The 26,093-nt window shown below is 46.2% G+C and carries 23 protein-coding genes; 10 read left to right on the top strand and 13 right to left on the bottom strand.

The window, feature by feature from the left end; genetic code table 11:
- Window positions 1–34: 34 nt before the first annotated feature.
- Both IEY13_RS26095 and IEY13_RS26090 read right to left on the bottom strand, forming a co-directional pair.
- A complete protein-coding gene (locus tag IEY13_RS26095; RefSeq protein WP_188957963.1) occupies window positions 35–712 on the bottom strand; it encodes an ABC transporter ATP-binding protein in 678 nt (225 codons plus the stop codon).
- 20 nt (window positions 713–732) lie between these two features.
- On the bottom strand, window positions 733–1,989 hold the full coding sequence (locus tag IEY13_RS26090; protein WP_188957961.1) for an efflux RND transporter periplasmic adaptor subunit: 1,257 nt from the start codon (window positions 1,987–1,989) through the stop codon (window positions 733–735).
- Window positions 1,990–2,329: 340 nt separating this feature from the next.
- On the opposite strand from IEY13_RS26090, the gene IEY13_RS26085 reads away from it, so the two are divergent.
- Together IEY13_RS26085 and IEY13_RS26080 are read left to right on the top strand one after the other, a co-directional pair.
- Entirely contained in the window at window positions 2,330–3,685 is a 1,356-nt protein-coding gene (locus IEY13_RS26085) for a sigma-54-dependent transcriptional regulator (RefSeq protein WP_188957959.1), read from the top strand.
- The gene (locus IEY13_RS26080; RefSeq protein WP_188957957.1) at window positions 3,675–5,021 is read left to right on the top strand and encodes a sensor histidine kinase; all 1,347 of its coding nucleotides are present in this window, start codon (window positions 3,675–3,677) and stop codon (window positions 5,019–5,021) included. Before IEY13_RS26085 ends, IEY13_RS26080 begins: the two co-directional genes overlap by 11 nt.
- A 119-nt stretch (window positions 5,022–5,140) precedes the next feature.
- Here the strand turns inward: IEY13_RS26080 and IEY13_RS26075 are convergent, their stop codons facing one another.
- The 3 genes from IEY13_RS26075 to IEY13_RS26065 all read right to left on the bottom strand — a co-directional run bounded on the left by IEY13_RS26075 (window position 5,141) and on the right by IEY13_RS26065 (window position 7,020).
- Window positions 5,141–5,485: a translation initiation factor gene (locus IEY13_RS26075; protein ID WP_188957955.1), complete on the bottom strand. Its 345-nt coding sequence runs from the start codon at window positions 5,483–5,485 to the stop codon at window positions 5,141–5,143.
- Window positions 5,486–5,568: 83 nt separating this feature from the next.
- Window positions 5,569–6,432: a carboxylating nicotinate-nucleotide diphosphorylase gene (gene nadC, locus IEY13_RS26070; protein WP_188957953.1), complete on the bottom strand. Its 864-nt coding sequence runs from the start codon at window positions 6,430–6,432 to the stop codon at window positions 5,569–5,571.
- Between the two features lie 207 nt (window positions 6,433–6,639).
- Window positions 6,640–7,020, bottom strand: coding sequence for a DUF4783 domain-containing protein (locus IEY13_RS26065; RefSeq protein ID WP_188957951.1), 381 nt, complete (start codon window positions 7,018–7,020; stop codon window positions 6,640–6,642).
- Between the two features lie 134 nt (window positions 7,021–7,154).
- Here IEY13_RS26065 and gpmI point away from each other — a divergent pair, with 134 nt between their 5' ends.
- Window positions 7,155–8,681 (top strand): 2,3-bisphosphoglycerate-independent phosphoglycerate mutase, encoded by a 1,527-nt coding sequence (gene gpmI, locus IEY13_RS26060; RefSeq protein WP_188957948.1) that lies wholly within the window; start codon window positions 7,155–7,157, stop codon window positions 8,679–8,681.
- A 3-nt stretch (window positions 8,682–8,684) separates the two neighbouring features.
- Window positions 8,685–9,335, top strand: a complete 651-nt coding sequence (gene yihA, locus IEY13_RS26055) for a ribosome biogenesis GTP-binding protein YihA/YsxC (RefSeq protein ID WP_188957946.1) — start codon at window positions 8,685–8,687, stop codon at window positions 9,333–9,335.
- Between the two features lie 13 nt (window positions 9,336–9,348).
- Here the strand turns inward: yihA and IEY13_RS26050 are convergent, their stop codons facing one another.
- From IEY13_RS26050 to IEY13_RS26035, 4 genes are all read right to left on the bottom strand, one after another.
- Window positions 9,349–9,822: a ribonuclease H-like YkuK family protein gene (locus tag IEY13_RS26050; RefSeq protein ID WP_188957943.1), complete on the bottom strand. Its 474-nt coding sequence runs from the start codon at window positions 9,820–9,822 to the stop codon at window positions 9,349–9,351.
- A 185-nt stretch (window positions 9,823–10,007) separates the two neighbouring features.
- On the bottom strand, window positions 10,008–10,376 hold the full coding sequence (locus IEY13_RS26045) for a CoA-binding protein (RefSeq protein ID WP_188957941.1): 369 nt from the start codon (window positions 10,374–10,376) through the stop codon (window positions 10,008–10,010).
- A 12-nt stretch (window positions 10,377–10,388) separates the two neighbouring features.
- Window positions 10,389–10,895 carry a GbsR/MarR family transcriptional regulator gene (locus IEY13_RS26040; RefSeq protein WP_188957939.1) on the bottom strand — a complete coding sequence of 169 codons (507 nt, stop codon included), beginning with the start codon at window positions 10,893–10,895 and terminating at the stop codon, window positions 10,389–10,391.
- Window positions 10,896–10,955: 60 nt separating this feature from the next.
- Entirely contained in the window at window positions 10,956–12,383 is a 1,428-nt protein-coding gene (locus tag IEY13_RS26035; protein WP_188957937.1) for a hypothetical protein, read from the bottom strand.
- A gap of 138 nt (window positions 12,384–12,521) precedes the next feature.
- On the opposite strand from IEY13_RS26035, the gene IEY13_RS26030 reads away from it, so the two are divergent.
- Window positions 12,522–13,415 (top strand): hypothetical protein, encoded by an 894-nt coding sequence (locus IEY13_RS26030; protein ID WP_188957935.1) that lies wholly within the window; start codon window positions 12,522–12,524, stop codon window positions 13,413–13,415.
- Between the two features lie 264 nt (window positions 13,416–13,679).
- Here IEY13_RS26030 and IEY13_RS26025 read toward each other — a convergent pair whose 3' ends face one another.
- On the bottom strand, window positions 13,680–15,335 hold the full coding sequence (locus IEY13_RS26025) for a pyruvate dehydrogenase complex dihydrolipoamide acetyltransferase (protein WP_188957933.1): 1,656 nt from the start codon (window positions 15,333–15,335) through the stop codon (window positions 13,680–13,682).
- 431 nt (window positions 15,336–15,766) lie between these two features.
- Window positions 15,767–16,564, bottom strand: coding sequence for an acyl-ACP--UDP-N-acetylglucosamine O-acyltransferase (gene lpxA / locus IEY13_RS26020; RefSeq protein WP_188957931.1), 798 nt, complete (start codon window positions 16,562–16,564; stop codon window positions 15,767–15,769).
- 443 nt (window positions 16,565–17,007) lie between these two features.
- On the opposite strand from lpxA, the gene dnaB reads away from it, so the two are divergent.
- From dnaB to IEY13_RS25995, 5 genes are all read left to right on the top strand, one after another.
- Window positions 17,008–18,621 carry a replicative DNA helicase gene (gene dnaB / locus IEY13_RS26015; protein WP_188957929.1) on the top strand — a complete coding sequence of 538 codons (1,614 nt, stop codon included), beginning with the start codon at window positions 17,008–17,010 and terminating at the stop codon, window positions 18,619–18,621.
- A gap of 28 nt (window positions 18,622–18,649) precedes the next feature.
- Complete coding sequence (locus IEY13_RS26010) at window positions 18,650–19,351, top strand: RsmE family RNA methyltransferase (protein WP_188957928.1); 702 nt, start codon at window positions 18,650–18,652, stop codon at window positions 19,349–19,351.
- A gap of 30 nt (window positions 19,352–19,381) precedes the next feature.
- Window positions 19,382–20,989 (top strand): L,D-transpeptidase family protein, encoded by a 1,608-nt coding sequence (locus IEY13_RS26005; protein ID WP_188957926.1) that lies wholly within the window; start codon window positions 19,382–19,384, stop codon window positions 20,987–20,989.
- A gap of 57 nt (window positions 20,990–21,046) precedes the next feature.
- Entirely contained in the window at window positions 21,047–22,219 is a 1,173-nt protein-coding gene (locus IEY13_RS26000; RefSeq protein WP_188957924.1) for a hypothetical protein, read from the top strand.
- 175 nt (window positions 22,220–22,394) lie between these two features.
- Window positions 22,395–24,269, top strand: coding sequence for a DNA polymerase III subunit gamma/tau (locus IEY13_RS25995; RefSeq protein ID WP_188957922.1), 1,875 nt, complete (start codon window positions 22,395–22,397; stop codon window positions 24,267–24,269).
- 65 nt (window positions 24,270–24,334) lie between these two features.
- Here IEY13_RS25995 and IEY13_RS25990 read toward each other — a convergent pair whose 3' ends face one another.
- Entirely contained in the window at window positions 24,335–25,549 is a 1,215-nt protein-coding gene (locus IEY13_RS25990) for an alanine dehydrogenase (RefSeq protein ID WP_188957920.1), read from the bottom strand.
- Window positions 25,550–25,597: 48 nt separating this feature from the next.
- Window positions 25,598–26,005 (bottom strand): tRNA (adenosine(37)-N6)-threonylcarbamoyltransferase complex ATPase subunit type 1 TsaE, encoded by a 408-nt coding sequence (gene tsaE, locus IEY13_RS25985; RefSeq protein WP_188957918.1) that lies wholly within the window; start codon window positions 26,003–26,005, stop codon window positions 25,598–25,600.
- Window positions 26,006–26,093 lie beyond the last annotated feature (88 nt).

Genomic DNA, 26,093 nt, shown 5'->3' with positions numbered 1-26,093 from the left:
TAGTTTATGGAATAAAATCGCTTACGGCCAACAGCTATATCATAATGTTCTCGGTAACCGTTTGGCCATCGAGCATACGTATAATGCGGTGGCTGTAACGGGCATCGTGTTCGCTGTGCGTTACCATTATAATGGTGGTGCCCTGCTCGTTCAGTTCTGTTAACAGCTGCATTACTTCGTTACCATTGCTGGAGTCCAGGTTACCGGTAGGTTCATCCGCCAGTATCAGTTTGGGTTTGTTTACTACGGCACGGGCTACGGCCACACGTTGTTGCTGACCACCGGATAACTGTTGCGGGTAGTGGTTGCGGCGGTGCATAATCTGTACTTTTTCCAGTACTTCTTCCACACGCTTTTTGCGTTCAGCGGCTTTTACACCTGTATATATCAGCGGCAGTTCTGCGTTTTCAAATACGGTTAATTCGTCAATCAGGTTAAAGCTCTGGAATACAAAACCAATATTGTGTTTGCGCAAATCGGCGCGTTTACGTTCGTTAAAATGGGCAACTTCAATATCGTTGAACAGAAAGCTACCCGCATCAGGATCATCCAGCAGACCCAATATGTTCAGCAGGGTAGATTTGCCGCAACCCGAGGGGCCCATTACAGCTACAAACTCTCCGTGCTTTACTTCAAATGAAAGTTTATTAAGGGCTACCGTTTCCACCTCTTCTGTACGGTATACTTTTTCCAAGTCAGTAATCTTTATCATGTAACAGTGGTTTATGGTGTTTAGTCTTTTTTAAGTACCAGTTCCTGCATGTCGCCATAGTTTTCGTAACTGCTGGTTACTACTTTATCGCCTGGCTTCAGGCCCTGTAATATCTCATAATAATCGGGATTTTGTCTGCCCACCTGAATATCGGTTTTATACGCGATACTTCCATTTTCACTCAGTTTAAATATCCAGTTACCACCGGTTTGCTGGTAAAAGCCACCTTTGGGTAACAGCAGCGCCTGTGTTTCATCGCTCAGGGCCAGGCGTATCTGCAGGGTTTGGCCACGGCGTATGCCTTTAGGTACTTCACCTGCAAACTCCATATCTACCTGAAAGCGGCCGCTCGTAACCTGTGTGTATACCTTGGTTATTTTCAGCTGATAGTTTTTGTCGGCAAAAGTAAACTCTCCGCTTAAACCGGTAAAAATGCGGGAGATATAATGTTCATCTACATCTACCCGTACTTTAAATCCACTTAATACATCTAGCTGGCCCAGGCGCTCGCCTTTGTTTTTATTCTGTCCTATTTCCACATCCAATGAGGTAAGCTGACCATCTACCGGAGCGCGCACTATCAAATCACCTACTTTCTTACGCATCAGCTGTAACGCGTTTTGTGTACGCTGATAACTCTGACCTGCCTGATCCAGCTCCTGCTTTACAGAAACAGAGTCCTGACGCAATACCTGGCGGCTCAGGTTTTTCTTTTCCAGTTTATAATTGTAATCGTTCAGTGCCTGTTTGTATTCCTGCAGGCTGATGGCCTTTTGCTCGTACAGGTGTTTGTTCAGCCGGTATACGCGTTCTGCCTCGGTAAGCGCGTTATCGGCATCAGTCATTTGTGTAAGCTTGGTAATGGTGTTCTGCTGCGCAGCGTTACGGGAAATCTGCATTTGCGTAAGCAGGTTGAATACAGAGGTTTCCTGGTTAACCAGACTTAATTCCAGATCGGTATTGGAGAGGCGCATAATAGGCTGTCCTTTGGTCATTACAGCCCCATCTTCCACATATTTTTCTTCTACCCTTCCGCCTTCGGTAGCATCCAGGTAAATGGTAGTAATAGGCAGTACCACACCATTCACAGGAATAAATTCCTGGAAGGTTCCCTTTTTAATCTCACTGATGGTAATGCGCTCGGTGTTAACGTTAAGGCGTGATTTGCCGGAAGTGAAGTAGAAGCTACCTGCAATCAGCAGCACCAGTGCGGTAATGCCTGCGATAGTTAACAGCCTTTTAGCGCCCCATTTTTTCTTTTTAATCGCTCTGTCCATTGTATATAGTAATAGTATTCGTTTTTAAAAGGATACCCTATGTAGAAACAACGGGTATTTAATGCACATGAGAAACTTTTAGTTCTCTCTCTACAGATGTAAACCTGTGCCAAAACAGGTATGTATTGAATTACAGGCAGTTAATAGAGAAAAATGGGTGTACGGTTGTGTGTAAGCGAACACAAAGTGTACGCTTTTGATACAGCGCTACCGTACACATACGCCTTGTGCGTTCATTTACAATACTTTAGCGTTTGGTACCATAGCTGTCTGCTTATACCCATTCAAAGCATTATTCAATAAGATTTTGTAATATTATCCATAGAAAGTTGTACTACACATGAATTTAAAAAACGCTTCGGTACTGATTATAGATGATGATCTGGATGTGCTTACTGCGGTTCGTCTGCTGATGAAAACAGAGGCTAAAGAGGTTACGATTGAAAAGAATCCTGAAAATATACGCAATCTGTTGTCTAAGCAGCGGTATGATGTGATTATGCTGGATATGAATTTTAACAGTAGCATCAACACCGGCAATGAAGGCATTTTCTGGCTGAGAAAGATTAAGGAACTGGGTTCTGATGCAGCGGTAATTATGATTACGGCCTACGGGGATATTGACCTGGCAGTGCGCTCGCTGAAAGAAGGGGCGGCTGACTTTGTGGTTAAGCCCTGGCATAATGAGCGGTTACTGGATACTATTAAAGAAATATTGCGTAAGAAGGAAGGTGGCAAGCAGGGTGCAGGAGCTAAAGCGGAACAGAGCGTAAGGTCTGAACTGCTGGGTGAGAGCGAGGTGATGCAGGACATCTTTTATAAGATAGAAAAGATTGCCCCTACGGATGCGAATATACTGGTGCTGGGTGAGAACGGTACGGGTAAGGATTTAATAGCCAAAGCCATACACCAGCACTCCATACGCAGCAAGAACCCGTTTGTGAAAGTGGATGTGGGTGCGTTAACAGATAGCTTGTTTGAAAGCGAATTGTTTGGCCATAAAAAAGGTGCTTTTACCGATGCCCGTGAAGACAGGCAGGGCCGTTTTGAAGCTGCGAATGGCGGTACGTTGTTTCTGGATGAGATAGGTAATATCTCTCTGCGCCAGCAGGCTAAGTTGCTAACGGTATTGCAGAACAGACAAATCAACAAACTGGGTTCTAACGATCCTATTCCGGTAGATATACGCCTGGTGTGTGCCACTAACGTGCCTATGGCAGAACTGGCTAATGAAGAGAAGTTCCGGAAGGATTTGATTTATCGTATTAATACCGTGGAAATTACGATTCCGCCATTAAGAAAACGTGGTGATGATATTGGCCTGCTGGCAAAGCATTTTTGTAAAATATATACCAGCAAATATTTAAAGCCCAATATAGAACTGAGCAACAGTGCCATTGAAAAGCTGAAACAATATCATTTTCCGGGTAACGTGCGGGAGTTGCAGTATACCATTGAGCGTGCCGTGATTATGGCGGAGGGTGATGAGTTGCAGGCAAGAGATCTGCTGTTCTCGCCACTGGAAGCACCGGCTGCGGTGAAGGAAGATGACAGCGATCTGAAGCTGAGTACCATGGAGCGTAACACCATTTTAAAAGTGATTGAAAAACATAACGGTAACATAAGCAAAGCGGCGAAAGAACTGGGGTTAACACGTACTGCTTTATACCGCCGACTGAACAAGTATGATATTTAACCGCTATGAATGGCGTATCGCCTTTCGCATTGTGCTGTTGTTTGGTTTGCTGTTTCTGTCGGCCTGGCTGGTATTACAGCACTCATGGCTGTACCTGTCGGTAACCGGCGTGGCGGTGTTGTCGCTGTTGTTTAACCTGTACCGGCTGCACATGAAAACGCTTACAGAAATTGAGCAGTTTGTAGAATCTATACAGTATCGCGACTTCTCACGCCAGTTTGAGGTGCAGCATGCGCCGAAAGAGCTGCAATCGTTACGCCGCAGCTTTAACCAGGTAAGCAATACTTTCAAAGCAGTAAGCCGCGAAAAAGAAACGCAATACCAGTACCTGCAAAAGATACTGGAACTGGTAAACTCCGGCATTGTTTCTTTTGAAACAGAGAGTGGTGAAGTGGTATGGATGAATGAAGCTTTTAAAAAGCAGTTAGGCATTCCTTACCTTAAAACCATTCACTCGCTGGAAAAGCGGGATGCACATTTGTATGAAGAACTGTTGCATTTAAAGAACGGAGAGAGCAAGGTAATTACCATATTAAAAGATCAATCCTCTTTTAAAGCACTGGTGTCTACCGCCGCCTTTCAAACAGATGGCAAAGGCTACCGGCTGGCGGCTTTTCAGAACGTAAACGAGGCGCTGGATGAAAACGAATCGAAGGCATGGCAGCGACTGCTGAGTGTAATGACGCATGAGATTATGAACTCGGTAGCGCCTATCTCTTCACTGGCCGATACGCTGAAAACGCGTATTACCCAGATACGGGAGGAAGCAGAAGGTATGCAGGTGAGTGGCTTTGAAGATCTGGAAGTGGGCATTTCAACTATTAAACGACGTAGCGAGGGGCTGCTGAAGTTTGCGGAAACCTATCGCAGCCTGAATAAGATTACCCGCCTGAATGTGTCGCGGGTGTTTATCAGTGAGTTGTTTGAGAACCTATTGCAGCTGATGGCGCCTACTATGTTGCAGAAGAATATTGAGATGGAGGTGATACTGAAAGATCCGTTATTAACGGTGGAGGCAGATGTGAGCCTGGTAGAGCAGGTACTTATTAACCTGGTGGTAAATGCTATGGAAGCAGTAAAGGAAAGGCCCGATGCCCGCATTACTTTGTCTGGTGGAGTTTCCAATAGCAGCCGTGCGGTATTAAAGGTGGCCGATAACGGCACCGGTATGCCGGCAGAGGTAGTAGATAAAATATTCATTCCGTTTTTCAGTACCAAAAAAACAGGTAGTGGTATTGGTTTAAGCTTGTGTAAGCAGATTATGATGCTGCACAAGGGGAATATACAGGTGCAGAGTATTGAGGGGGAGGGAACGGTGTTTAGCTTACAGTTTTAACACTGAATAGAAAAATGTTAACTAATAAGCCCCCGGCCATTAACCGGGGGCTTATTTATGGATACCAACCGCAATATTGCCGGATGACAACATTGTTATAATATTAGTGCTATCAGCAGCTATACTTTCTTCGTTTGCTTATAGTCATTCTTCAGTAACCATTGCAGCACTTTATCACGCTGATCGCCCTGAATAATGGCTTCTCCATCTTTAACGCTGCCGCCGGTGCCACAAAAATTTTTCAGCTTCTTACCCAGTTCTTCCAGGTCTTCCGGCAGGCCAACAAAACCAGTTACCAGGGTAACGGCTTTACCGGCGCGCTGTTTGGTATCAAGCCTTACACGCAGCTTTTGCTGTGCGGGTGCTAAAGTGGCCTGTACCTCCTGCTCTTCTTCTTTAAAACGAAAATCCGGGTTGGTACTGTATACAAAACCGTTATTATCGGGCTTATTTTTTTTGCTCATATAAAACACTGATCGGTTGTACAAAATTACAAAATAGTAGTTGCGCTCAGTGGCAGGTGTTGCTGCCGTTGCAGAAGCGGTAATTATACAATCACTGCTTTCAGGCTCAGGTCCACGCTTTGCGCCTGGTGAATCAATGCGCCTGCACTGATGTAATCCACCCCGGTGGCTGCATAATCCGTAAGATTGCTAAGGTTAATGCCGCCGCTGGCTTCTGTTTCAAAGTCGCCCTGTATCAAAGCCATTGCTTCGGTAATCTGTGCAGGGGTAAAGTTGTCCAGCATAATACGGAATACCTTGCCTTTGCCTACACGGATAACGGTTTTTACATCTTCCACATTACGCGTTTCCACTTCTATTTTCAGGCCCGGCTGTTCGGTCTGGGTGTATTGCCATGCTTTTTCAATAGCAGGCTCTATGCCACCGCAAAAGTCAATATGGTTGTCTTTCAACATAATCATATCATATAAGCCAAAGCGGTGGTTGGTGCCGCCGCCAATACGTACAGCCTCCTTCTCCAGCAAGCGAAAGTTGGGGGTGGTTTTGCGGGTATCCAGTATTTGAGTTTTATAACCTTTCAGCTTTTCTGCGTAGGCATGCGTAAGGGTGGCAATACCGCTCATACGCTGCATGCAGTTCAATACCAGGCGCTCACATTTCAGTATGGTATGAATGGAGGCCTCTACTTCAAAGGCTTTTTCGCCAGCCTGCATAGTATCGCCATCTTTTTTAAAAGCATGAAATACACTCCGGGCCTCTACGGTAGAAAAGATGGTTTGCGCGGCATCCATACCGGCCAGTATACCATCCTGCTTTATTTTCAGCACTGCTCTTCCCTGTTTGCCGGAAGGGATGCAGCTGAGGGTGGAATGATCGCCCGTGCCAACATCTTCTTTCAGGGCTTCTGTAATCAGGTGATAAAGCTTCTCTTCAAACTGTTGTATCATGTAGCAAATTATCGGTGAACAAAGGTCGTTACCCTCTCACAAGTCTGTGGGAACGGATGATGCAGGGTATTGAGCAGGTAAAAATAAGGTTTATGGCAGTAGTAACCGCGTAGGAAGCGGGTTAAGGTGTAGGTAAGATATGCAGGAAGCAGGGAATGTGTTGAAAAGAAAAAGACCGGCACCGGCCGGTCTTTTTTTATGCTCTTTTTAATTGATGCGTAGGGTCATAATGGCGGTTTTATCGCCTTTATTCTTCATCATCAGGGTAATGTTGTAGCTTTTTGAGCCACCGGTTAATTTACCGGTCAGGTACATAGTACCACTTATTTCGCGCTGTGAAGTAGCTTCAAAGCCTTTAATATGGTTATCGGCAAAGAAACCTTTAACAGCAATGCCAGCCTGATTTTTACCAACGTTCTTTATTTCGTCTTTTTCAGGCAGCTTAACGTCGAGCATATTGTCGAAATACTGGCTTAATTGCTCTGCATTACCATCTTTTAAAGCACTGATAATTGTGTCTGCATCCCCACTCACCCTGAACGAGAGTAGTGATAACACTACGCCAGCCAGCAGTAACATTCTTTTCATATTGGTATTAAATGGTTTTCAATTGGAACTGGTGCCAAAAATGTGCCAGTTTTGGTAGACTTTTTTCCCCGTTAAAAGGCCCTTAAAGTTAGGGAGCTATTTTAAATAATCAAACTTGCCGTAGCTTTACACGCATGGAAAAGAAAGTAATATTGGTTATCATGGACGGATGGGGACTTGGAAAGGTAAAAACATCTGACGCGATACAAAATGCACAGGTCCCTTTTGTTAACGGACTGTATAGTAAATATTCCAATACAACCCTGGTTACCTCTGGCGAGGCGGTAGGATTACCCGATGGACAGATGGGCAACAGTGAGGTAGGCCACCTGAATCTGGGGGCCGGCCGTATTGTTTACCAGGAGTTACAGCGTATTAACGTTGCGGTACGCGACGGTTCTTTTGCCAAAAACGAACAATTACTGGCTGCTGTTCATGCTGCCAAAACCAATAATAAACCACTGCACCTGCTGGGGCTGGTAAGCGATGGTGGTGTACACAGCCATATTAACCACGTTAAGGCCATCTGTGATGTATGTAAGGCAGAAGGTTTAACAGAAGTATATATTCATGCTTTTACTGATGGACGGGATACTGATCCTAAAAGTGGTTTAAAATTCATTACCGATCTGCAGTTGCACCTGAACCAGAGTGTAGGTAAAATTGCCTCTGTAAGCGGCCGTTACTATGCTATGGATCGCGATAAGCGCTGGGAGCGTGTAAAGCTGGCTTATGATGCACTGGTAAAAGGCGAAGGTCTGAAAGCTACGGATGCTATTGCAGCCGTTGAGCAGGCATATGCACAGGATACTACCGATGAGTTTATTAAACCTACGGTTATCATCGGTGGCGATCAGCAACCGCTGGCTACCATTAAAGATGGTGACGTAGCTATCTGTTTTAACTTCCGTACCGACCGTTGCCGCGAGATTACGCAGGTGCTAACCCAGGAGAATCATGACGATTTAGGCATGCACGCGCTGAACCTGGATTATACTACCATGACGGAGTACGACAAGACTTACAAAAACGTACGTGTAGTATTTGAAAACGATAACCTGAATAATACGCTGGGCGAGGTACTGGCAGCACATGGCAAAAAGCAGATCCGTATTGCAGAAACTGAAAAGTATCCGCACGTTACGTTCTTCTTCAGCGGTGGCCGTGAATTGCCGTTTGAAGGAGAAAGCCGTATTATGCTGCCTTCACCTAAAGTGGCTACTTACGACCTGCAGCCTGAGATGAGTGCAATTGAAATGACGGATAAGCTGGTGCCTGAAATTGAAAATGAAAGCGCAGACTTTATTTGTCTTAACTACGCCAATGCGGATATGGTGGGCCATACCGGTGTTTTCAGCGCAGTGGTAAAAGCGGTGGAAACCGTAAACAACTGTGTGGAAAGAGTAGTTACTGCAGCCCTGGCGCACGGTTACATGGTGCTGCTGACAGCTGACCACGGTAACGCAGATTATATGATTAATGAAGATGGTTCACCTAACACACAACACTCCACCAACCTGGTACCGCTGTTTGTAATAAGCAAAGACTGGAAGGGTGAAGTGAAGCCGGGTAAACTGGGCGATATTGCTCCAACAGTACTGTCTGTTATGGGCATTCCTGTTCCTAAAGAGATGACCGGAGAGGTGTTGATTTCCAAATAAGCTATGCAGATTAAGAAAGCCGAATATTTTGTAACAAGCCCGGAGGTGGCAAAGTGTCCTAAACCGGACCGGCCGGAGTATGCTTTTATCGGGCGCAGTAATGTGGGTAAAAGCTCTTTGATTAATATGCTGTGTAATAATCAGAAACTGGCCAAAACATCGGGCCAGCCTGGTAAAACACAAAACATTAACCACTTTAACATTGAGAGCACCCAAAAGGAGAAGGGGCCGGTTACCAAATGGTATCTGGTAGACTTACCGGGATATGGATACGCGAAGCGCGCACAGAGCGATCGCAACCGATGGGAGCAGATGATAGATGGGTATATGCGTAAGCGTGAAAACCTGACGATGGTTTTTGTGCTGATTGATGCGCGCCATGAGCCACAGCAGAACGATCTGGATTTTGTAAACCAGCTGGGCAAATGGGAAGTGCCTTTTTCCATCGTTTTTACCAAGGCAGACAAAGAGAAACCCGGCGCAGTACAACGCCACGTAAAGGAGTTTCTGGATGCCATGCGCGAAACCTGGCAGTTTTTACCAGCCAGCTTTGTTACCAGCGCCATTAAAAAGGATGGACGCGACGAGATACTGCAACTGATCAGTGAATCGAATCATAACTTTTATCATCCGAATGAAGAAGCCGCTGTTTAAGCGGCTTTTTCTATTAATTCACTACTTTATCCGCACAGCTGCTGCTGGCAAAGGCTTCCGGTTTGGCCTTAAAGGCAAAGCCCATACCCAGAATGTAGCCCATGGCTTCACGCAGTGCATCGTTGCTTTTAAACTGGGGATTCGTGTTAATGTCGGCATGCACTTCCATATCCACGTCATACTCAACAAACAGGGTGCATAGCTCATAAGCAATTTCAATGCTTTTAGCTACTTCTACCAGCATACGTTCTTTAATGCTGTACTTAACCTGTGTTTTTTCGTTGTGGATGTACATGAACCCACCGTTGTGTTCACGCAGAAAAACAATTACCGTGGCAAACTCGGTGTCTTCGCCTTTTACCTGGCTGTCAGTTCCAATACAAACTTTCAGATGCACGCCATTTTCCACCTCTCTTTTAATCGCCTCTTCCACTGCATCTTTAATCGGGAGATGGATGTTTTCGCCATTGAATTTTCTCCAACGCATATAATGAGGTTTTTTGAAGTTACGTAATAAACCTGTTATTATATGTATTGGGAAATGAACTGATTATTAACAAAGGTGAATAACCGTGGAGGGGAGATAGTTGTTAGTTGGGAGTTTGAAGTTGGCAGTTGATAGTTGGGTGTTGTTATTAACTCCCAACTTCAAACTGATAACTCGCCACTTTCCTAATACTGCCCTGTATTTAACATCACCAGCGTGCAGGCTTCCAGCGGTTCTATATTGTTCTTTAACGCTAACTGTTCCAGTTCCGGATTTTCTGCTCCCGGGTTAAAAATGAGGCGTTTGGGGTGAAGGGAGAGGATATAATCGTAATACGCTTTTTGATTGGCGGCGCTTAAATACAGGGTGATGGTATCAACATCATCCAGTTGGGGATGCTCTGTAATTACCGGAATGCTGCCGATAGCGCCGTTTTTTTTGCCGATAGCCGTTACGGGATGGTTATAAGATGCCAGCCGGTTTACAGCCAGGTAGCTGTACCGTTGCGGGTTATCTGATGCGCCTAGTACTACGGTGTGTTTGGGTGTTTTCATAGAATAACGGTTTTACTTGAGAATTTTAATAAAGCTGTTCAGAAACCAGTTCTCTTCTGCTCTGATGATGGTATCCAGCGTCTTCTCGGCATGGCCTGCAAACTTGCGTATGCCGCCAATTACTTCTGTAAAGGCTTTAATATCGGGGTCTTTTTTGTCCCCTTCCAGGTCAGTAAGCTGGTTCAGCACCTTCAGCATAGGGTCCAGTTCGCGTTTTTTGCGCTGGGCCATAATACGGGTAGCTACCCGCCAGATATCTTTATCGGCCGAAAAATATTCTTTCCTGTCGCCGCTGATGATTACTTTATCTACCAGGCCCCAGTCCATTAATTCCCTGATATTCATATTGGCATTTCCACGGCTGATGTTTAATCCTTCCATAACATCATCAGTACTCATGGGTTTTTCGGCAATCAGCAGCAAGGCGTGTACCTGAGCCATCGTGCGGTTAATACCCCACTGGCTACCCAGTACCCCCCAGCTTTGTACAAATTGTTGTTTAGCTTCCGTAAGGTTCATATCCCAAATCTAAGGTCTGTTTCTGAAATTTCAAGATTTTGTGAAAAACGTGGATATTTTCTAGTACGCGCGGGGCGGGCAATTAAGCCCTTTGTCTTTACCATTACTGTTACCCGGATAAATACGCAGCTGTACGTAAGCACCCGCGTTGGGGAAGCTGTTTTTGCCCAGAATGTTGGCCAGGTTATGAAAACCTATCAGCAACGGGCCTGCTTTACCGGCAAGCCCCACCCAGGTGCGGCCTTCTATGGTATACTGTATAGGCAGGTATACACCCCAGGCACTGGTTTCCCAGCGCGGGGTAATAGCGGCAATAGTAAGTTCGCGGGTATTCAACCGGAGTGTTTCATCCACCTTATTCAGGTTCAGCTGCAGTTCGGCATTAATGAAATAATCGTTATCAAACTGTTTATCAAAATTAACAATGAGGCGGGTGGGGTTGCGTACGTTAAAAACGCCTCTGAGGTCGGAGTAACTACCGGCAATACTGCGCAGACTGTCTCTGAAATCTCTGAACCTTTCCAGGCTATCAAACTTGTTTTGTACCGTGCTGGCTGTTACCCCCGCGCGTACTCCTGATGCCGAGCCACTGTAGGTGCCATATGTAAACCGGTTAGTACCTATATCCATCAGAGACAGGGATAGCTTCCAGTTATAATCATCCGGCCACGGATCGGTGGTGCGTACTGCTTCATCCCAATACCGCACATATTCCACCCCCGCACTCAGGCCCACACGCATGGCCATGCCCGTCATAAAGTTTTTAATGTTAGTCATGGTACTCTTGTTACTATCCAGCCGGTCGTAATTATTGGAGTACCCATATTTGGCAGCGCCATTGGTAAATACGTAGTCGCCGTTTGTAGCAGGTGTAAATTGTATGTTGGACATGTTGGCATATCCACCGGAGAGCGCCCGCATAATGTTTACAGAAACACCTGCCTGCCAGCGCCCCCGTTCATTACTGCTAAGTACGGTTGCGTAAGACAACACAGCTTCGGCCCAGGTGCTATGAATGGTGCTGGCAGCCGGGGTAGGGCTGGATAGGTTTTGCGCTGCCAGGCTTACCAGTGTATTGTTATCGTCTGAGTAAAAGAGGCGGCTGGTACGCGCATTCAGGTACGACCTTACATTGCCACCCACAGCAATGGCATTGCGTTTGTTGATACGATAACGGATATGAAACAGATTAACAGTAGCACTGGCATGTGCATACCTGCTATAGTAGCCACCACGCCCGCGCAGAAACACGGTGTCGGAGCTGGAAAGCAGGCTGTACTTATCCAGATAAAACCCGTTGGATATGGCTTTGGCCTGTGCACCAACAATGGTAACATCCCATTTATAAGGGGCGTTGAGCAATCCGGCAGGGTTATAATCTGTGGCCATGCTGCCCGCAAACGGAGAGCCGTGCAGGGCCTGCATATTCTGTGATATACCAGTTGTTTGCAGCATCAATAAAGTGAATACAGTCAGGAGGTATCGCATAGCTTGAGTTGATAAACGCTATACGCGTTATATGTGTTGTAAATGTCTAAAAAAATCACAAAAAAAAATGTTACATGTTATGTGAATATGCAAATTGTATTTACCTTTCATAATCATTCTTACTAAACAACTAATCCCATGGCAAAAGCTAATAAACCGAAAGCAGCACCGAAAAAGGCGGCTCCTAAAAAGGTCGTGAAAAAGGCGGCTTCTAAAACAGCAGTGAAGAAGACCGCTCCTAAGAAAGCAGTGAAAAAAGTGGCTCCTAAAAAAGCAGCGAAAAAGGTAGCACCTAAAGCAGCTCCAAAGAAAGCCGTTAAGAAGATAGCACCTAAAAAGGCAGTAAAGAAGGTAGCGCCTAAGGCTGCTCCGAAAGCAGCTCCTAAGAAAGCTGTGAAAAAAGTAGCTCCTGCCAAAAAAGCCGCTCCTAAAAAAGCAGCACCCAAAAAGATAGCTCCTAAAAAAGTAGCGAAGAAAGTAGCACCTGCTGCTCCTAAAAAAGCAGTAAAGAAAGCCGCTCCTAAAAAGCTGGTTAAACAGGCCGCTCCCAAAAAAGCAGCTCCAAAAAAAGTTGCCCCTAAAAAGGTAGCGCCTAAAAAAGTAGCTGCCCCTAAGAAAGCCGTTAAATCTGTACCGGTTGCTGCTCCTAAAAAAGTAGCTAAGAAGGTGGCACCTAAAGTGGCTCCTAAAAAAGCAATCAAAAAAGTAGCTCCTAAGAAAGTAAAAGCAGTTCCACAGCCTAAAGCAGAAGAACTGGAATTACAGAATACTATATTACCGGTTCCTGAAGTAGAAACTCCCGAAATTGAAGAGGAAGAAGACGAGGACGAAGTGATTGTTTCTAGTCCTGTAGCTATTGATGCGGATGAAGATGAAGACGACGAAGATGAGGAGGATGATGACGAAGAAGAGGAAGATGACAACGATGACGATGATGATGACGACGACGAGGATGAAGTAGAAGTTGACGATGACGAAGATTTCGACGACGATGATGAGGATGAAGAAGAAGATGAAGACGACGAAAAATAATCACGTCCTTCTTATCCAATAATACTACGCAAAGGCCGGTTCTGATAAGGAACCGGCTTTTGTATGTAAAAGGGAGGGAGAGTTGGGGGTTAACAGTTTGAAGTTGGGAGTTAAAGGAGTGGAGGTTTTAGTTGAGAGTGGATAGTTGGGAATGAATGGTTACCAATGCCGGTGGGTTTTGACTTTTTAGTTTTGAATTTTGACCTGCAAAAAAGGGTGTACCGAACCCGATACACCCTTTTTCTTATAAGAAGTAACTTTTGATTAGATGAGCATGCGTAAAGGCTCTTCCAGCAGGTTTTTCAACGTTTGCAGGAAGGCTGCGCCGGTTGCTCCGTCCACTACACGGTGGTCGCAGCTAAGGGTTACCTTCATTACATTACCAGGAACGATAGCGCCGTTTTTAACAACAGGCTCCTGAGAAATGCCACCCACAGCCAGAATACAGGCATCTGGTGGGTTAATGATAGCGGTAAACTGATCTATACCAAACATACCCAGGTTAGAAATGGTAAAGGTGCTGCCTTCCCAATCTGAGGGTTGTAATTTCTTGTCTTTTGCTTTTTGTGCGTAGTCTTTTACTTCTACGGTAATCTGGCTTAAAGATTTGGTATCTGCAAAACGTACTACAGGTACCAGCAGGCCTTCATCAACTGCTACGGCAACACCAATGTTAACATGGTGGTTAATGCGTATTTTATCGCCTAACCAGCTGCTGTTTACTTTAGGATGTTGTTTTAATGCCAGGGCGGTAGCTTTCAGCACCAGATCGTTAAAGCTGATTTTCACTTTCGCGTTCTCGTTCATTTTACCTCTTGCTGCTACACATGCATCCATATCGATGCTCATAGTAAGGTAGAAGTGAGGGGCAGTGAACAGGCTTTCGCTTAAGCGGCGCGCAATGGTTTTGCGCATTTGGGTAACAGGTACTTCCTCAAAGGAAACCTGACCGGCAGGAGCAGCAGGAGCGCTTGCAGCAGATGCAGAAGCAGCGGGTTTGCTGGCGGCTGGTTGTGCAGAAGGCTGGAAGTTTTCAACGTCGTTTTTAATAATACGACCATTGTCACCGGAACCTTTTACATATTTCAGATCGATGCCTTTGTCGGCAGCCACTTTTTTAGCTAAAGGAGAAGCGAAAATACGGCCTTCGTTTACCACTTCCTGGGCAGCAGCAGGTGCGCTTGCAGCGGCAGGAGCAGAAGCCTGTGCTTTAGGCTGTTCAGCAGCGGGGGCAGCGGCAGGTGCAGCAGCGCCACCACCTTTGGCAGCAGCAACAATCTGGTCAACATTTACCTTGGCTTTATCGCCAATGATAGCCAGCAGATCGTTTACGGCAATTTTCTCGCCTGCATTTGCGCCGGTATATAATAAGGTTCCGTTCTTATAGCTTTCCAGCTCCATAGTGGCCTTATCGGTTTCAATTTCAGCCAGTATATCGCCTTTATTTACAATATCACCTACTTTCTTCACCCAGTTGGCAATAACGCCTTCTGTCATGGTATCGCTTAAGCGGGGCATCAGCACCACTTCTTCCATGTTAGCCAGGTCCAGTGATGGAGCCGCGGCAGCAGCAGCAGGGGCAGCTTCAGCAGGTTTGTTTTCAGCAGCAGGCGCTTCTTTTGCAGCAGGTGCAGGAGCAGCACCGCCACCATTTTGTGCAACCAATGCACTTACATCTTCTCCGGCTTTACCAATAATAGCCAACAGATCATTTACCTGCAGCTTACCACCATTCTGGGCGCCAACATGCAGGAGTGTACCTTCCTGGTAGCTTTCCAGCTCCATGGTGGCTTTATCAGTTTCAATTTCAGCTAACAGATCTCCTTTCTTTACAGAATCACCCACTTTCTTATGCCAGGCAGCAATTACGCCTTCTGTCATAGTATCGCTGAGGCGGGGCATTAAAATCACTTCGGCCATATTATATCGGTTGCTCGTTTAAAATGAGCCGTGAAATTACAGTAAAATGATTTACGATGTACGAATTCCGGTTACGATTTGGAATATAGGAGGCGCAGAACAGCTGCGTTCTGGCCTGTGGTGGCACATATTAATAAAGAGGATACAAAAGCACCCGTAAACACCTCAAAATAAGGGAACTGCTTATGGCTGTGTGCTTTGCCCTGTTCTCAAAAAGCTAACAGGGCAAAGCACCTGTATTATTACCAATGAAAGCACTGTTTACTGCTATTGTATACAGCTATTACCGGCAATAAAACACCCTGCCACTGCCCGTTCAGGGCTGGTAATGGCGTATGGTTCGCCGGTAATAACTCATGTGTAAATAAGATGGGAAAACGCAGCCGCAGCTAAAATGATTACCAGCGGCTGTTACAGAAACAGTCAGCACATTAATCCTCGTCGCCGGAACCCTTGGCATAACGCTTAATAATGCCACGGCCGCTTTCGCGTATAAAGGTTACAATTTCATCACGCTCATCGCTGGCATGCAGTTCTTCTTCAATATACTCCAGTGCCTGTGAGGTGTTAAGGCCCTTGTTGTAAATAATACGGTAAATATCCAGGATATGGTTAATGGTATCCAGGTTAAAACCTCTTCTTTTTAAACCTACGCTGTTAACACCGCCATAGCTGAGCGGCGTGCGAACGGCTTTAATAAAAGGAGGTACATCTTTACTTACCAGGCTACCGCCACCTATAAAAGAGTGCGAGCCTATTTGTACAAACTGGTGTATAGCACAAACACCACCAATAACGGCCCAGTCGCCCAGCATTACGTGGCCGGCCATTTGCGTGCTGTTGCTGATGATGCAGTGATTACCTACAGAACAGTCGTGTGCAATGTGTGTGTATGCCTGAATAAGACAATCTGAACCTACGGTGGTTTTGCCGCGTTCTTTGGTACCGCGGTTAACGGTTACAAATTCGCGGAGGGTTGTATTGTCTCCGATTTCTGCGGTGGTTTTTTCACCGGCAAATTTCAGATCCTGCGGGATGGCGGAAATAACCGCACCCGGAAAAATGCGACAGTTCTTCCCTATCCGGGCGCCTTCCATAATGGTAACGTTGCTCCCGATCCAGGTGCCTTCTCCAATTTCTACATCCTGGTGTATCACCGTAAAAGGATCAATTTTTACGTTCTGGGCAAGCTTTGCGTTCGGATGTATGTAAGTGTGTGGATGAATCATGCCTGTCACTAAACTGAGATTATATGTCAAATAAAACACCCTGAAGTCCTTTTCAGGGCTGCGCAAAAATAGGTGTATTGGGCAATTTCTTTCTTTCTTATTTACGAAATAATGCGTTTTAACTGCTTAAAATTGGTTAAAAATCTTTCTGCACATCCGGTGTGAATTATTTCGGGGAAACCGGGGAAATTTATTGTAGATTGTGAAAAAGGCGCTTTCTTATCTGGATAACCTCAATTTTTTGTGCATAAGTGGTGTTGCTTTGTGCTAATTTTGTGCATTTAAATAGATTAATAATAGACAGGTAAAATTTTCCAAAGCAGGAATTCTGCGGTTATATTCGCCCTCCTTTGTCTGTTCGCTTAACAATTCGGTAATGTTGAACGCGTGCGGAGAGAGAATGTACCAGATTCCTTACCCGGAAAAGAAAGCAGTACGTAATTATGGAGATCACTAATTTCAATAAAGACAGGAAGAAGCGTAAAAACACAGTAGACTTGAACACCATGGTCTATGGCAAGGTGCCGCCACAGGCCAGAGAACTGGAAGAAGCGGTATTGGGCGCCGTTATGCTGGAGAAGAGTGCCTTTGATGCGGTATCGGAAATTCTGAAAGCGGAATGTTTTTATGTAGATGCGCACCAGCGTATTTATAAAGCATTTCAGAGCCTGGTACAGAAAAACCTGCCTATTGATATTCTTACCGTGGTAGAGGAACTGAAGATTAAGGAAGAGCTGGACATGGTAGGTGGTCCTTATTTTATTACCAAACTCACCAACTCGGTGGTGAGTACTGCCAATATTGATACCCACGCCCGTATAGTACTGCAGAAATTTATACAGCGTGAACTGATCCGCATCAGCGGTGAAATTATCGGGGATGCGTATGAGGATAGTACGGATGTGTTTGACCTGATGGACGACGCAGAAGACAAGATCTTTAAAATTACCAACAACTTCCTCAAAACCGATTATAAGGAAATGAGTACGGCGCTGGCAGAAGCCATTAACCGTATTGATGAAATGCGTAACCGTACGGAAGACATTTCCGGTGTGCCCAGCGGTTTTCCTACTATGGATAAGGTTACCTACGGCTGGCAGCCAACGGACTTGATTATCCTCGCTGCACGTCCTGCGGTAGGTAAAACGGCGTTCGCGCTTAACCTGGCCCGGAACGCAGCTATGAACCCTACGCGGCCTACGGCGGTAGCCTTCTTCTCGTTGGAGATGGGCGCAGGCCAGCTGGTACAAAGGATTCTCTCTGCCGAAAGTGAAATTATGATGGAAAAGATTTCACGCGGTAAACTGGAAGATCATGAATACCAGCAACTGCATGCCAAGGGTATTAAGCGCCTGGAAAAAGCAGCCATATTTATTGATGATACTGCGGCACTGAACATTTTTGAGTTCCGCGCCAAAGCCAGAAGGCTGGTAAACAAAAACAAAGTAGGCTTTATTATTATTGACTACCTGCAGCTGATGAGTGGTAGCGGTAGTGCCGGTAGCCGGGAGCAGGAGATCAGTACCATCTCCCGTACGCTGAAGCAGCTGGCGAAAGAATTACACGTGCCTATTATTGCACTGAGCCAGTTAAGCCGGGCGGTGGAAACGCGTAAAGAAAGTAAGATGCCGCAGCTGAGTGACCTTCGGGAATCCGGTGCCATCGAACAGGATGCGGACATGGTAATGTTCATCTACCGTCCTGAATACTACGAAGTAATGAATAACGAAATGGGGGAGAGCACCAAAGGTGAAACCCACGTTCGTATAGCCAAGCACCGTAACGGTTCGCTGGAAACCATTAAACTGCGCGCCAACCTTGCTATTCAGAAATTCCACGAGTGGGATGAGGATGAGAACATGGGCGGTGGCTTTCCCGGTGGCGGTGGTAACGGTGGTGGCCCCGGAGGCGGTGGCGGCTGGAAACCGGTGGGGCAGTTTTCTTCTGCTGCGCCCGACAGCACAGCCGGTGGCGATGGTGGTAAGTTTTTTATACAGGGCAGCCGCATGAACAGCGGTGAGTTTGATGATGGACTGGAAAACGACGCTCCATTCTAATATTCCTGTTATTATTTAACAACCACGCATGTCCTTTCCCTATTTTTTTGAAGAGGCCCTTGCCGCAGGTGTACCACAATATGAACTGAGCGAAGAAAGCCGGAAGCATGTGGTACAGGTGCTGCGTATGCGCGAGGGGGAAACCATACAACTTACCGATGGTAAGGGGCATTTGCATACGGCCGTTATACGTGTGGCCGATAAAAAGCAATGCCTGGTACACATTACCGCTTCGGAGTTTCTGGAGCGGCCGGTACGTTCCGTGGCAATAGGTATTTCTTTACTCAAAAATGCCAGCCGTACAGAGTGGTTTCTGGAAAAAGCTACAGAAACCGGTATCAGTGAAATTATACCTTTATTATGCAAGCGAACCGAGCGGCAGCATTTCCGTTACGATCGTATGCAAACCATCTTAATATCTGCCATGCTGCAAAGCAGGCAGGTATGGCTTCCTGTACTGCACCAGCCTACGGAGCTGGAGCAGGTGTTGCAACAGCAAACAGCTGCTCAAACCCTGATTGCGCATTGTGAAGAGATGCAAAAGAGCACTGTTACCCAACTGAATGTGGCACAGGATGTGCTTATACTGATTGGTCCGGAAGGCGACTTCACACCCTCTGAAATAGAGCAGGCCCTGCAAAAGGGCTATACACCCGTATCCCTGGGCAGCACCCGGCTGCGCACCGAAACGGCAGGCGTTGTGGCAGCAGCCTTACTGGTGAATCAATAATTTCACTGTAACCGTTAGAAAACAGTAACCATGAAGAAATACGTTTACCCCGTTGTAGCGATAGTGCTGGCAGCAGGCTGGTTTGCCTGTAAAGGAAAAACCCAAAAGAAAAAAGAAGTAGTAAGAGACACTACCATCAACAAAACCACCTCATTCAACAACCTTTTTCTGGATAGCAACGCCATTCAGCAGTTTCTGGATAAGGATACGCTGTATAAGCCGTATGCAGTGCAGTTTCAGGACTTTTACAAACACCGCAACTTTGAATATGCGTGGTTTGACAGCAACGGGCTGGGCGAGCAGGCTGGCAACTTTCTTAACCTGTTAAGCAGCACCGTAGAGGAATTAAAGGATAGCAGCTTATACAGTAAGAAACTGGAAAAGCTGTATGCAGACTTTACCATTGATTCTTCACGCATGCAGAACAAGGCAGAAATTCTACAGGCGGAGTTATACTTTACCGGCCAGTTTTTTAAATATGCTTCCCGTGTATACGAAGGGGCCGATATGGATGTAACCCAGCTGGGCTGGTTTATTCCACGTAAAAAAATAGACCTTACCGCTGTGCTGGATTCTGTAATCCGTAACAAGGCCAAGAAGGGTGAGTTTTCTCCTTTGAACCCGCAGTACGGCCAGTTACAGAGCTTTTTGCCTAAATACTACGATGCACAGAAAGATGTAAAATGGGATTCCATACCCGTTACCAAAAAAACATATAAAGCGGGTGACAGCGATAGCATTATCGGCCTGGTAAAACAGCGCCTGGTAATAACAGAAGACCTGCCCAGGCAGGATAGCGTTTCTAACCTGTTCGATTCTGCTTTAACCGCAGCGGTAAGAAGCTTTCAGCAACGCACCGGCTTAACAGTAGATGGTAAAATATCACCCACTGTGGTTAAAGAACTGAACGTGCCATTGCAGCAACGCATACAGCAGATTATGATTAACATGGAGCGTATGCGGTGGTTGCCCAGCGGTAAAGATTCTGACTATATTATAGTAAACATTCCGGAGTATAAGCTGCATGTGTTTGAGAAAGGCAAACAGGCTTTTGACATGAACGTAATTGTAGGGACAGAAGGTAACAGCACGGTTATATTCAATGGCAAGCTGAAGTATGTGGTATTTGCACCGTACTGGAATGTACCCTCCAGCATAGTACGTAAAGAAATAGTGCCGGGTATGAACCGCAACAGCAATTACCTGGATCGCCAGAATATGGAAATTACCGGCCATGAAGGCGGCTTGCCGGTAGTACGCCAGAAGCCCGGCCCTAAAAACTCACTGGGTCTGGTAAAATTCCTGTTCCCTAATAACTATAATATTTACCTGCACGATACACCTAACCGCGAGTTGTTTTCCCGTACTAACCGTAGCTTTAGCCATGGTTGTATCCGCATACAGGAACCCGCTAAAATGGCGCAATACCTGCTGGCCGATCAGCCGGAGTGGACTACTGAAAAAATAGACAGTGCCATGAACGGTAGTAAGGAAAAGTGGGTAACCGTAGCCAATCCGGTATCGGTATTCATTTGTTATTTAACCGCCTGGGTAGATGATAATGGTAAGTTGAACTTCCGCAAGGATATTTACGGCCACGACGCTAAGATGGCGGAGAAGCTGTTTGTGAAAAAGTAAGGGAGGCTTTTTGTTGGGTGAAAGCTTTACTTTCGCTGCACTAAACGGAACAGTTGCATGCAGGTAATTGAAGTTAACACCCCTTCTCTGGCAAAGGATTTTATTCAGGCAAATGTGCTGATGAATAAAAATAACCCGCGCTATATACGGCCCTTAGATAACGAGGTGAATGATGTTTTTGATGTAAACAAAAACAAGAACTACCAGTATGGTGAAACCAAACGCTGGATATTAAAAGATGATAACGGAGCGCTTGCGGGTCGCATAGCTGCTTTTACCAATACAAAATATGTAAACCACGGCACCGACTTTCCAACAGGCGGTGTCGGTTTTTTTGATTGCGTCAACAACCAGGCAGCCGCCAATCTGCTGTTTGATAAAGCGGCGGAATGGTTGCGTAGCAAGGGTATGGAAGCCATGGACGGGCCTATTAACTTTGGCGATCGCGATAAGTGGTGGGGCCTGATGGTAGAGGGGTTTGAAAAAGAACCTATCTATGGCATGTCGTACAATCCGCCTTACTACGAAGCTTTGTTTGAAAGCTATGGCTTTCAGAACTTCTACAACCAGTATTACTACGCCATGAATGTAACGGATACCCTGCCCGCCCGTTTTCCGGAAAGGCATGCCCGTTTTAAAAGCAAGGCAGGTTATTCTGCTTCGCACATCAACATAAAAAATCTGGAAAAGCACGCGCAGGATTTTGCCACCGTATACAATTCTGCCTGGGCACAGCATGGCGAGGCCAAAGAGATTACGCCCGCACAGGTGTTAAAGCTGTTTCAGAAAATGAAAGTGGTAATGGACGAAAGGCTTATCTGGTTTGCGTACTACAAAGAAGAGCCGATTGCCATGTGGATTAACATTCCTGATCTGAACCAGTATTTCAAACACTTCAATGGCAAGCTGGGGCTGATACAAAAGCTGCGTTTGCTGATGATGAAAAGAAAGAACACCTGCCGTACGTTTACCGGTGTGGCGTTTGGGGTGGTACCTAAGTACCAGGCACTGGGTGTGGATTCGTTTATGATTTATGAAGGCGCTTTACTGATACAGGATAAGGGCTGGTACGACCGCTATGAAATGGGGTGGAGCGGCGACTGGAACCCCAAAATGATTAACATTTACAAACACCTGAGCGCTACGCAAAGCCGTCGCATGGTAACCTACCGGTTTCTGTTCGATCGTAACAAGCCGTTTGAGCGTCATCCGGTTATGGAATATAAATAGCCTTACCAACTATAAGCATACAGCAGGAATCGTAACCATTACGGTTCCTGTTTTTTTAGGTGCCATGCTGCTGGCGGCAGCAGTTTAATATACCGAAAAAACTGCGTTAAAAAAACTGGTAGTGGCCGCTGGTTTTCGGGGGTTGTTCTGGGCTTTAGAGTATCTTGCAGCCGATATGGATAAGTTTATTGTTTCGGCAAGAAAGTACAGGCCTCAGGAGTTTGATACGGTGGTGGGGCAGTCGCATATAACCACTACGCTCAAAAATGCCATTAAGAACAGCCAGCTGGCGCATGCCTTCCTGTTCTGTGGTCCGCGTGGTGTGGGTAAAACAACCTGTGCGCGTATATTAGCCAAAACCATTAACTGTGAGAATCTGCAGCCCGATGGGGAGGCTTGTAATGAATGTACCTCGTGCCGCACGTTTAACGAAGGCACTTCTTTAAACATACACGAGCTGGATGCTGCCAGTAACAACTCGGTAGATGATATCCGCTCGCTGGTTGAGCAGGTGCGTTTTGCGCCACAGGCTGGTAAATACAAGGTGTATATTGTGGATGAGGTGCACATGTTAAGTACAAGTGCCTTTAACGCGTTTCTGAAAACGCTGGAAGAGCCGCCTTCCTATGCCATCTTTATTCTGGCTACCACAGAAAAGCATAAGATATTACCTACCATCCTTTCCCGATGTCAGATATTCGACTTCAAACGTATTACCGGTAATGATACGGTAGATCACCTGCAGTCGATAGCTACCAAAGAAGAGATTAACGCCGAAAAAGGCGCCCTGCAGGTAATTGCGCAAAAGAGCGAAGGCTGTATGCGTGATGCGCTGAGTATACTGGATAAAATTGTAAGCTTTACCAATGGAGTGGTTACCTACCAGAATACACTGGAGCACCTGAACATACTGGACCACGATTACTTTTTCCGCTTACTGGATTACCTGATGCAGCAGGACCTGGCAGGAGCCATGTTGCTGTATGATGAAATTAACCGGAAGGGCTTTGAAGGCGATCTGGTGCTGAATGGTTTTGCAGAGTTTATCCGTAACCTGCTGGTATGTAAAGACCCACGCGCAGCTGCACTGCTGGACGTGGTGGAAGGCATGCAGAGTAAGTATACCGCTACTGCCGCTAAAGCCAATGGCGCCTACCTGGTAAGTGCGTTAAACATACTGAACGAGGCAGAGATCAACTTTAAAATGGCGCGTAACAAACGCCTGCATGTGGAGCTGTGTCTGATTAAGCTGAACTTTTTACAGCAGGCGCTGGAGCTGAGTATTGAAAATGGCGCTGTGGTAAAAAAAAAGCGCATTGATGGCCCGCTTGCGTTAAGAATAAAAGCCATTCCTTCTTTACAGCAAAAAGGTGCGGCTGCACCCACGCCGCCAGCCGTGGGCGATGGCGGAAGGTTGTACATAGATAACAGGGGAGCTACCCAACAGGGGGCTGTTACCCGTGAAATGCCGCAAAGTCCGCCCGGCAGCCGCGATATTCGCAATGATGTGCGCGAAGGTGGTATAGCCGTAGCCACACCACAATCTATGGCACCGGTAGTGCCTATGAACCGCAGCGCACTGCCCCAGCCTAAAAGCAAGAAGTCTTTACTGGAGGGGCTGCGGGATAAATATGGCGATCAGTATCAGATTGAAGAGGTGAAAGAGCCTATTCCATTAACCATGGAAAAGCTGATGGAGATATGGCTTGTTTATGCTGCCAAATTAGCCGGGCAGCAAAAGCACTCCGCTTCCAATACCTTTAAAATATGTAATATAGAGATAGAATCAGACGCAACGTTTATAGTAAAAGTAAATGCGTTGATTCAGCAAACCTTTATTGAGCAGGAAAGAACCATTCTGTTAGATGCCATACAAACAGCGTTTCACAACCGGGGCATCTCTTTCCGCGTAGTGCTGGAAGATTTGAGTGAGGAAGAAGCACCGCCGGTACAGGTATCGCTGAATGCCCGCCAGCGTTATGAAAAGCTTTGCGGTACTTACCCGTGGATAAAGGAACTGAGAGAAAGGCTGAAGCTGCAGCTGGATTAATACTACATTATAGAAAATACATAGCATCGCCGGAGGTTTACCAAAGCTTCCGGCGATTTTTTTTATTATCTGCGGCTGGCAATCAGCAGGTTCAGATCGGTATACTTTAAATCGAACCGCTGGCTGATGTAGAAGTTGGTAAGCGCGCCTTTGTACAGATAAATACCGTGGCGCATGTTAAAGTTGTGCCATACCATTTCATCAAATCCACCTTCATCACTGGCATTCAGCAGCAGGTGCATTAACACGTTGCTGATGGCCTGGCTGGCGGTACGGGCAAAACCACTGGGTATATTAGGTACGCAATAATGTATTACATCGTGCTTAATAATGGTAGGCTTATCATGCGTAGTAATTTCAGAAGTTTCAAAGCAGCCTCCGCGGTCAATACTCACATCAATAATTACCGCACCGGGGCGCATAGCCATTACCATTTCTTCCGTTACCACTACCGGGCAGCGGCCGTTATCGTTACTAAGGGCGCCTACAGCCACCTCACAGGTTTTCAGCTGCTTGGCCAGTATCTTGGGTTCAATAACACTGGTCCATACACGTATGCCCAGGTTATTCTGTAAACGCTTTAAGCGGTATACGTTATTGTCGAATACTTTAACAGATGCACCCAGTGCCAGCGCGGTACGGGTAGCAAACTCTCCTACCACACCTGCACCAATAATAATCACCTTGGCAGGCGGAATACCGCTGATGCCCCCCAGCAGAATACCCTTGCCATCGTTAGGGCTGCCCAGATACTGGCCGGCTATCAGCATAGCGGCGCTACCGGCAATCTCACTCATGCTGCGTACAATAGGAAAAGTACCGCTGTCATCTTTCAGATGCTCAAAACTGAGGGCGGTAATACGCTTTTCCATCAGCTTTTCTATCAGCGACTTCTTTAGTATAGAAAGGTGTATGGGAGAAATAACCGTTTGGTTCAGTTGCAGGTAGGGGATGTCTTCTTCCGAAAGCGGAGCGCTTTTTACCAGAATAGGGGCTTTAAAAACCTCCTGTTTTTCGTAAACAATGGTGGCGCCTACTTCTGCATAGTCATTATCGCTGTACTTGCTGCCTTCACCCGCTTTGTGCTCCATTACTACCACATGGCCGTTGTTTACCAGTACGCCTACGGCTTCCGGTATAAGGGCAATACGTTTTTCATGAAAAGCGTTTTCGCGGGGAATACCTATGGTAAGAGGAGCGCCTTTGCGCTTAATATCCAGTTTCTCTTCCAGGGTTTCGTATTTAAAAGAAGGACTCACGATAGGCTTTCCTGCTGACATGACTATAGCTTATAAAGTATAAAACTACTCTTTTTTTATAAAATGGGGTTATAGCACTAAGGTACGGCTGTCCGGGCCATTTGCGCTCAGGTAAATATGCAGGGCATTATCCGGCAGTATGCCCGCTGCTTTTTCCGGCCACTCCACCAGGCACAGCTGCCCGCTCAGCAGGCAATCTTCCACCCCGGCCTGTATGGCATCCTCTTCATCCTTCAGGCGGTACCAGTCCATATGGTAAATAGCCCCGCACACATCGCTGCGGTATTCGTTAATAATGGCAAAAGTGGGGCTGCTTACGGTGTCGTGCACCTGTAGGTGTGCGCACAGGGCGTGTATAAAAGTGGTTTTACCTGCGCCCAGGTCGCCATGGAAAGCCCACACCGTGGCAGCGCGGTGCTCCTGCCATATGCGGGCGGCTATTCCGGGTACCTCATTCAGCTGAAAATTCATTTCCATGCCGCAAAATTAACCCCTGCCGGGCATTTGCAACCTGGTAAAAAAGATATTTCAGGTATCGCAAACCAGCGTTTTTTAGCAGGGGGTA

The sequence above is a fragment of the Filimonas zeae genome (genome assembly GCF_014641615.1).
Taxonomy (GTDB): domain Bacteria; phylum Bacteroidota; class Bacteroidia; order Chitinophagales; family Chitinophagaceae; genus Filimonas; species Filimonas zeae.
This window is presented reverse-complemented; position numbering and strand designations above follow the sequence as displayed.

Excerpts from the sequence above, each read along its gene's own strand:
- IEY13_RS26075 (WP_188957955.1), bottom strand. The coding sequence starts at position 5,485 with ATGAGCAAAAAAAATAAGCCCGATAATAACGGTTTTGTATACAGTACC.
- IEY13_RS26050 (WP_188957943.1), bottom strand. The coding sequence starts at position 9,822 with ATGCGTTGGAGAAAATTCAATGGCGAAAACATCCATCTCCCGATTAAA.
- nadC (WP_188957953.1), bottom strand. The coding sequence starts at position 6,432 with ATGATACAACAGTTTGAAGAGAAGCTTTATCACCTGATTACAGAAGCC.
- IEY13_RS26040 (WP_188957939.1), bottom strand. The coding sequence starts at position 10,895 with ATGAACCTTACGGAAGCTAAACAACAATTTGTACAAAGCTGGGGGGTA.
- IEY13_RS26095 (WP_188957963.1), bottom strand. The coding sequence starts at position 712 with ATGATAAAGATTACTGACTTGGAAAAAGTATACCGTACAGAAGAGGTG.
- IEY13_RS26010 (WP_188957928.1), top strand. The coding sequence starts at position 18,650 with ATGTCCTTTCCCTATTTTTTTGAAGAGGCCCTTGCCGCAGGTGTACCA.
- IEY13_RS26065 (WP_188957951.1), bottom strand. The coding sequence starts at position 7,020 with ATGAAAAGAATGTTACTGCTGGCTGGCGTAGTGTTATCACTACTCTCG.
- IEY13_RS26030 (WP_188957935.1), top strand. The coding sequence starts at position 12,522 with ATGGCAAAAGCTAATAAACCGAAAGCAGCACCGAAAAAGGCGGCTCCT.
- yihA (WP_188957946.1), top strand. The coding sequence starts at position 8,685 with ATGCAGATTAAGAAAGCCGAATATTTTGTAACAAGCCCGGAGGTGGCA.
- lpxA (WP_188957931.1), bottom strand. The coding sequence starts at position 16,564 with ATGATTCATCCACACACTTACATACATCCGAACGCAAAGCTTGCCCAG.
- tsaE (WP_188957918.1), bottom strand. The coding sequence starts at position 26,005 with ATGGAAATGAATTTTCAGCTGAATGAGGTACCCGGAATAGCCGCCCGC.
- IEY13_RS26045 (WP_188957941.1), bottom strand. The coding sequence starts at position 10,376 with ATGAAAACACCCAAACACACCGTAGTACTAGGCGCATCAGATAACCCG.
- IEY13_RS25990 (WP_188957920.1), bottom strand. The coding sequence starts at position 25,549 with ATGTCAGCAGGAAAGCCTATCGTGAGTCCTTCTTTTAAATACGAAACC.
- dnaB (WP_188957929.1), top strand. The coding sequence starts at position 17,008 with ATGGAGATCACTAATTTCAATAAAGACAGGAAGAAGCGTAAAAACACA.
- IEY13_RS26090 (WP_188957961.1), bottom strand. The coding sequence starts at position 1,989 with ATGGACAGAGCGATTAAAAAGAAAAAATGGGGCGCTAAAAGGCTGTTA.
- IEY13_RS26035 (WP_188957937.1), bottom strand. The coding sequence starts at position 12,383 with ATGCGATACCTCCTGACTGTATTCACTTTATTGATGCTGCAAACAACT.
- IEY13_RS26085 (WP_188957959.1), top strand. The coding sequence starts at position 2,330 with ATGAATTTAAAAAACGCTTCGGTACTGATTATAGATGATGATCTGGAT.
- gpmI (WP_188957948.1), top strand. The coding sequence starts at position 7,155 with ATGGAAAAGAAAGTAATATTGGTTATCATGGACGGATGGGGACTTGGA.
- IEY13_RS26025 (WP_188957933.1), bottom strand. The coding sequence starts at position 15,335 with ATGGCCGAAGTGATTTTAATGCCCCGCCTCAGCGATACTATGACAGAA.
- IEY13_RS26005 (WP_188957926.1), top strand. The coding sequence starts at position 19,382 with ATGAAGAAATACGTTTACCCCGTTGTAGCGATAGTGCTGGCAGCAGGC.
- IEY13_RS26000 (WP_188957924.1), top strand. The coding sequence starts at position 21,047 with ATGCAGGTAATTGAAGTTAACACCCCTTCTCTGGCAAAGGATTTTATT.
- IEY13_RS25995 (WP_188957922.1), top strand. The coding sequence starts at position 22,395 with ATGGATAAGTTTATTGTTTCGGCAAGAAAGTACAGGCCTCAGGAGTTT.
- IEY13_RS26080 (WP_188957957.1), top strand. The coding sequence starts at position 3,675 with ATGATATTTAACCGCTATGAATGGCGTATCGCCTTTCGCATTGTGCTG.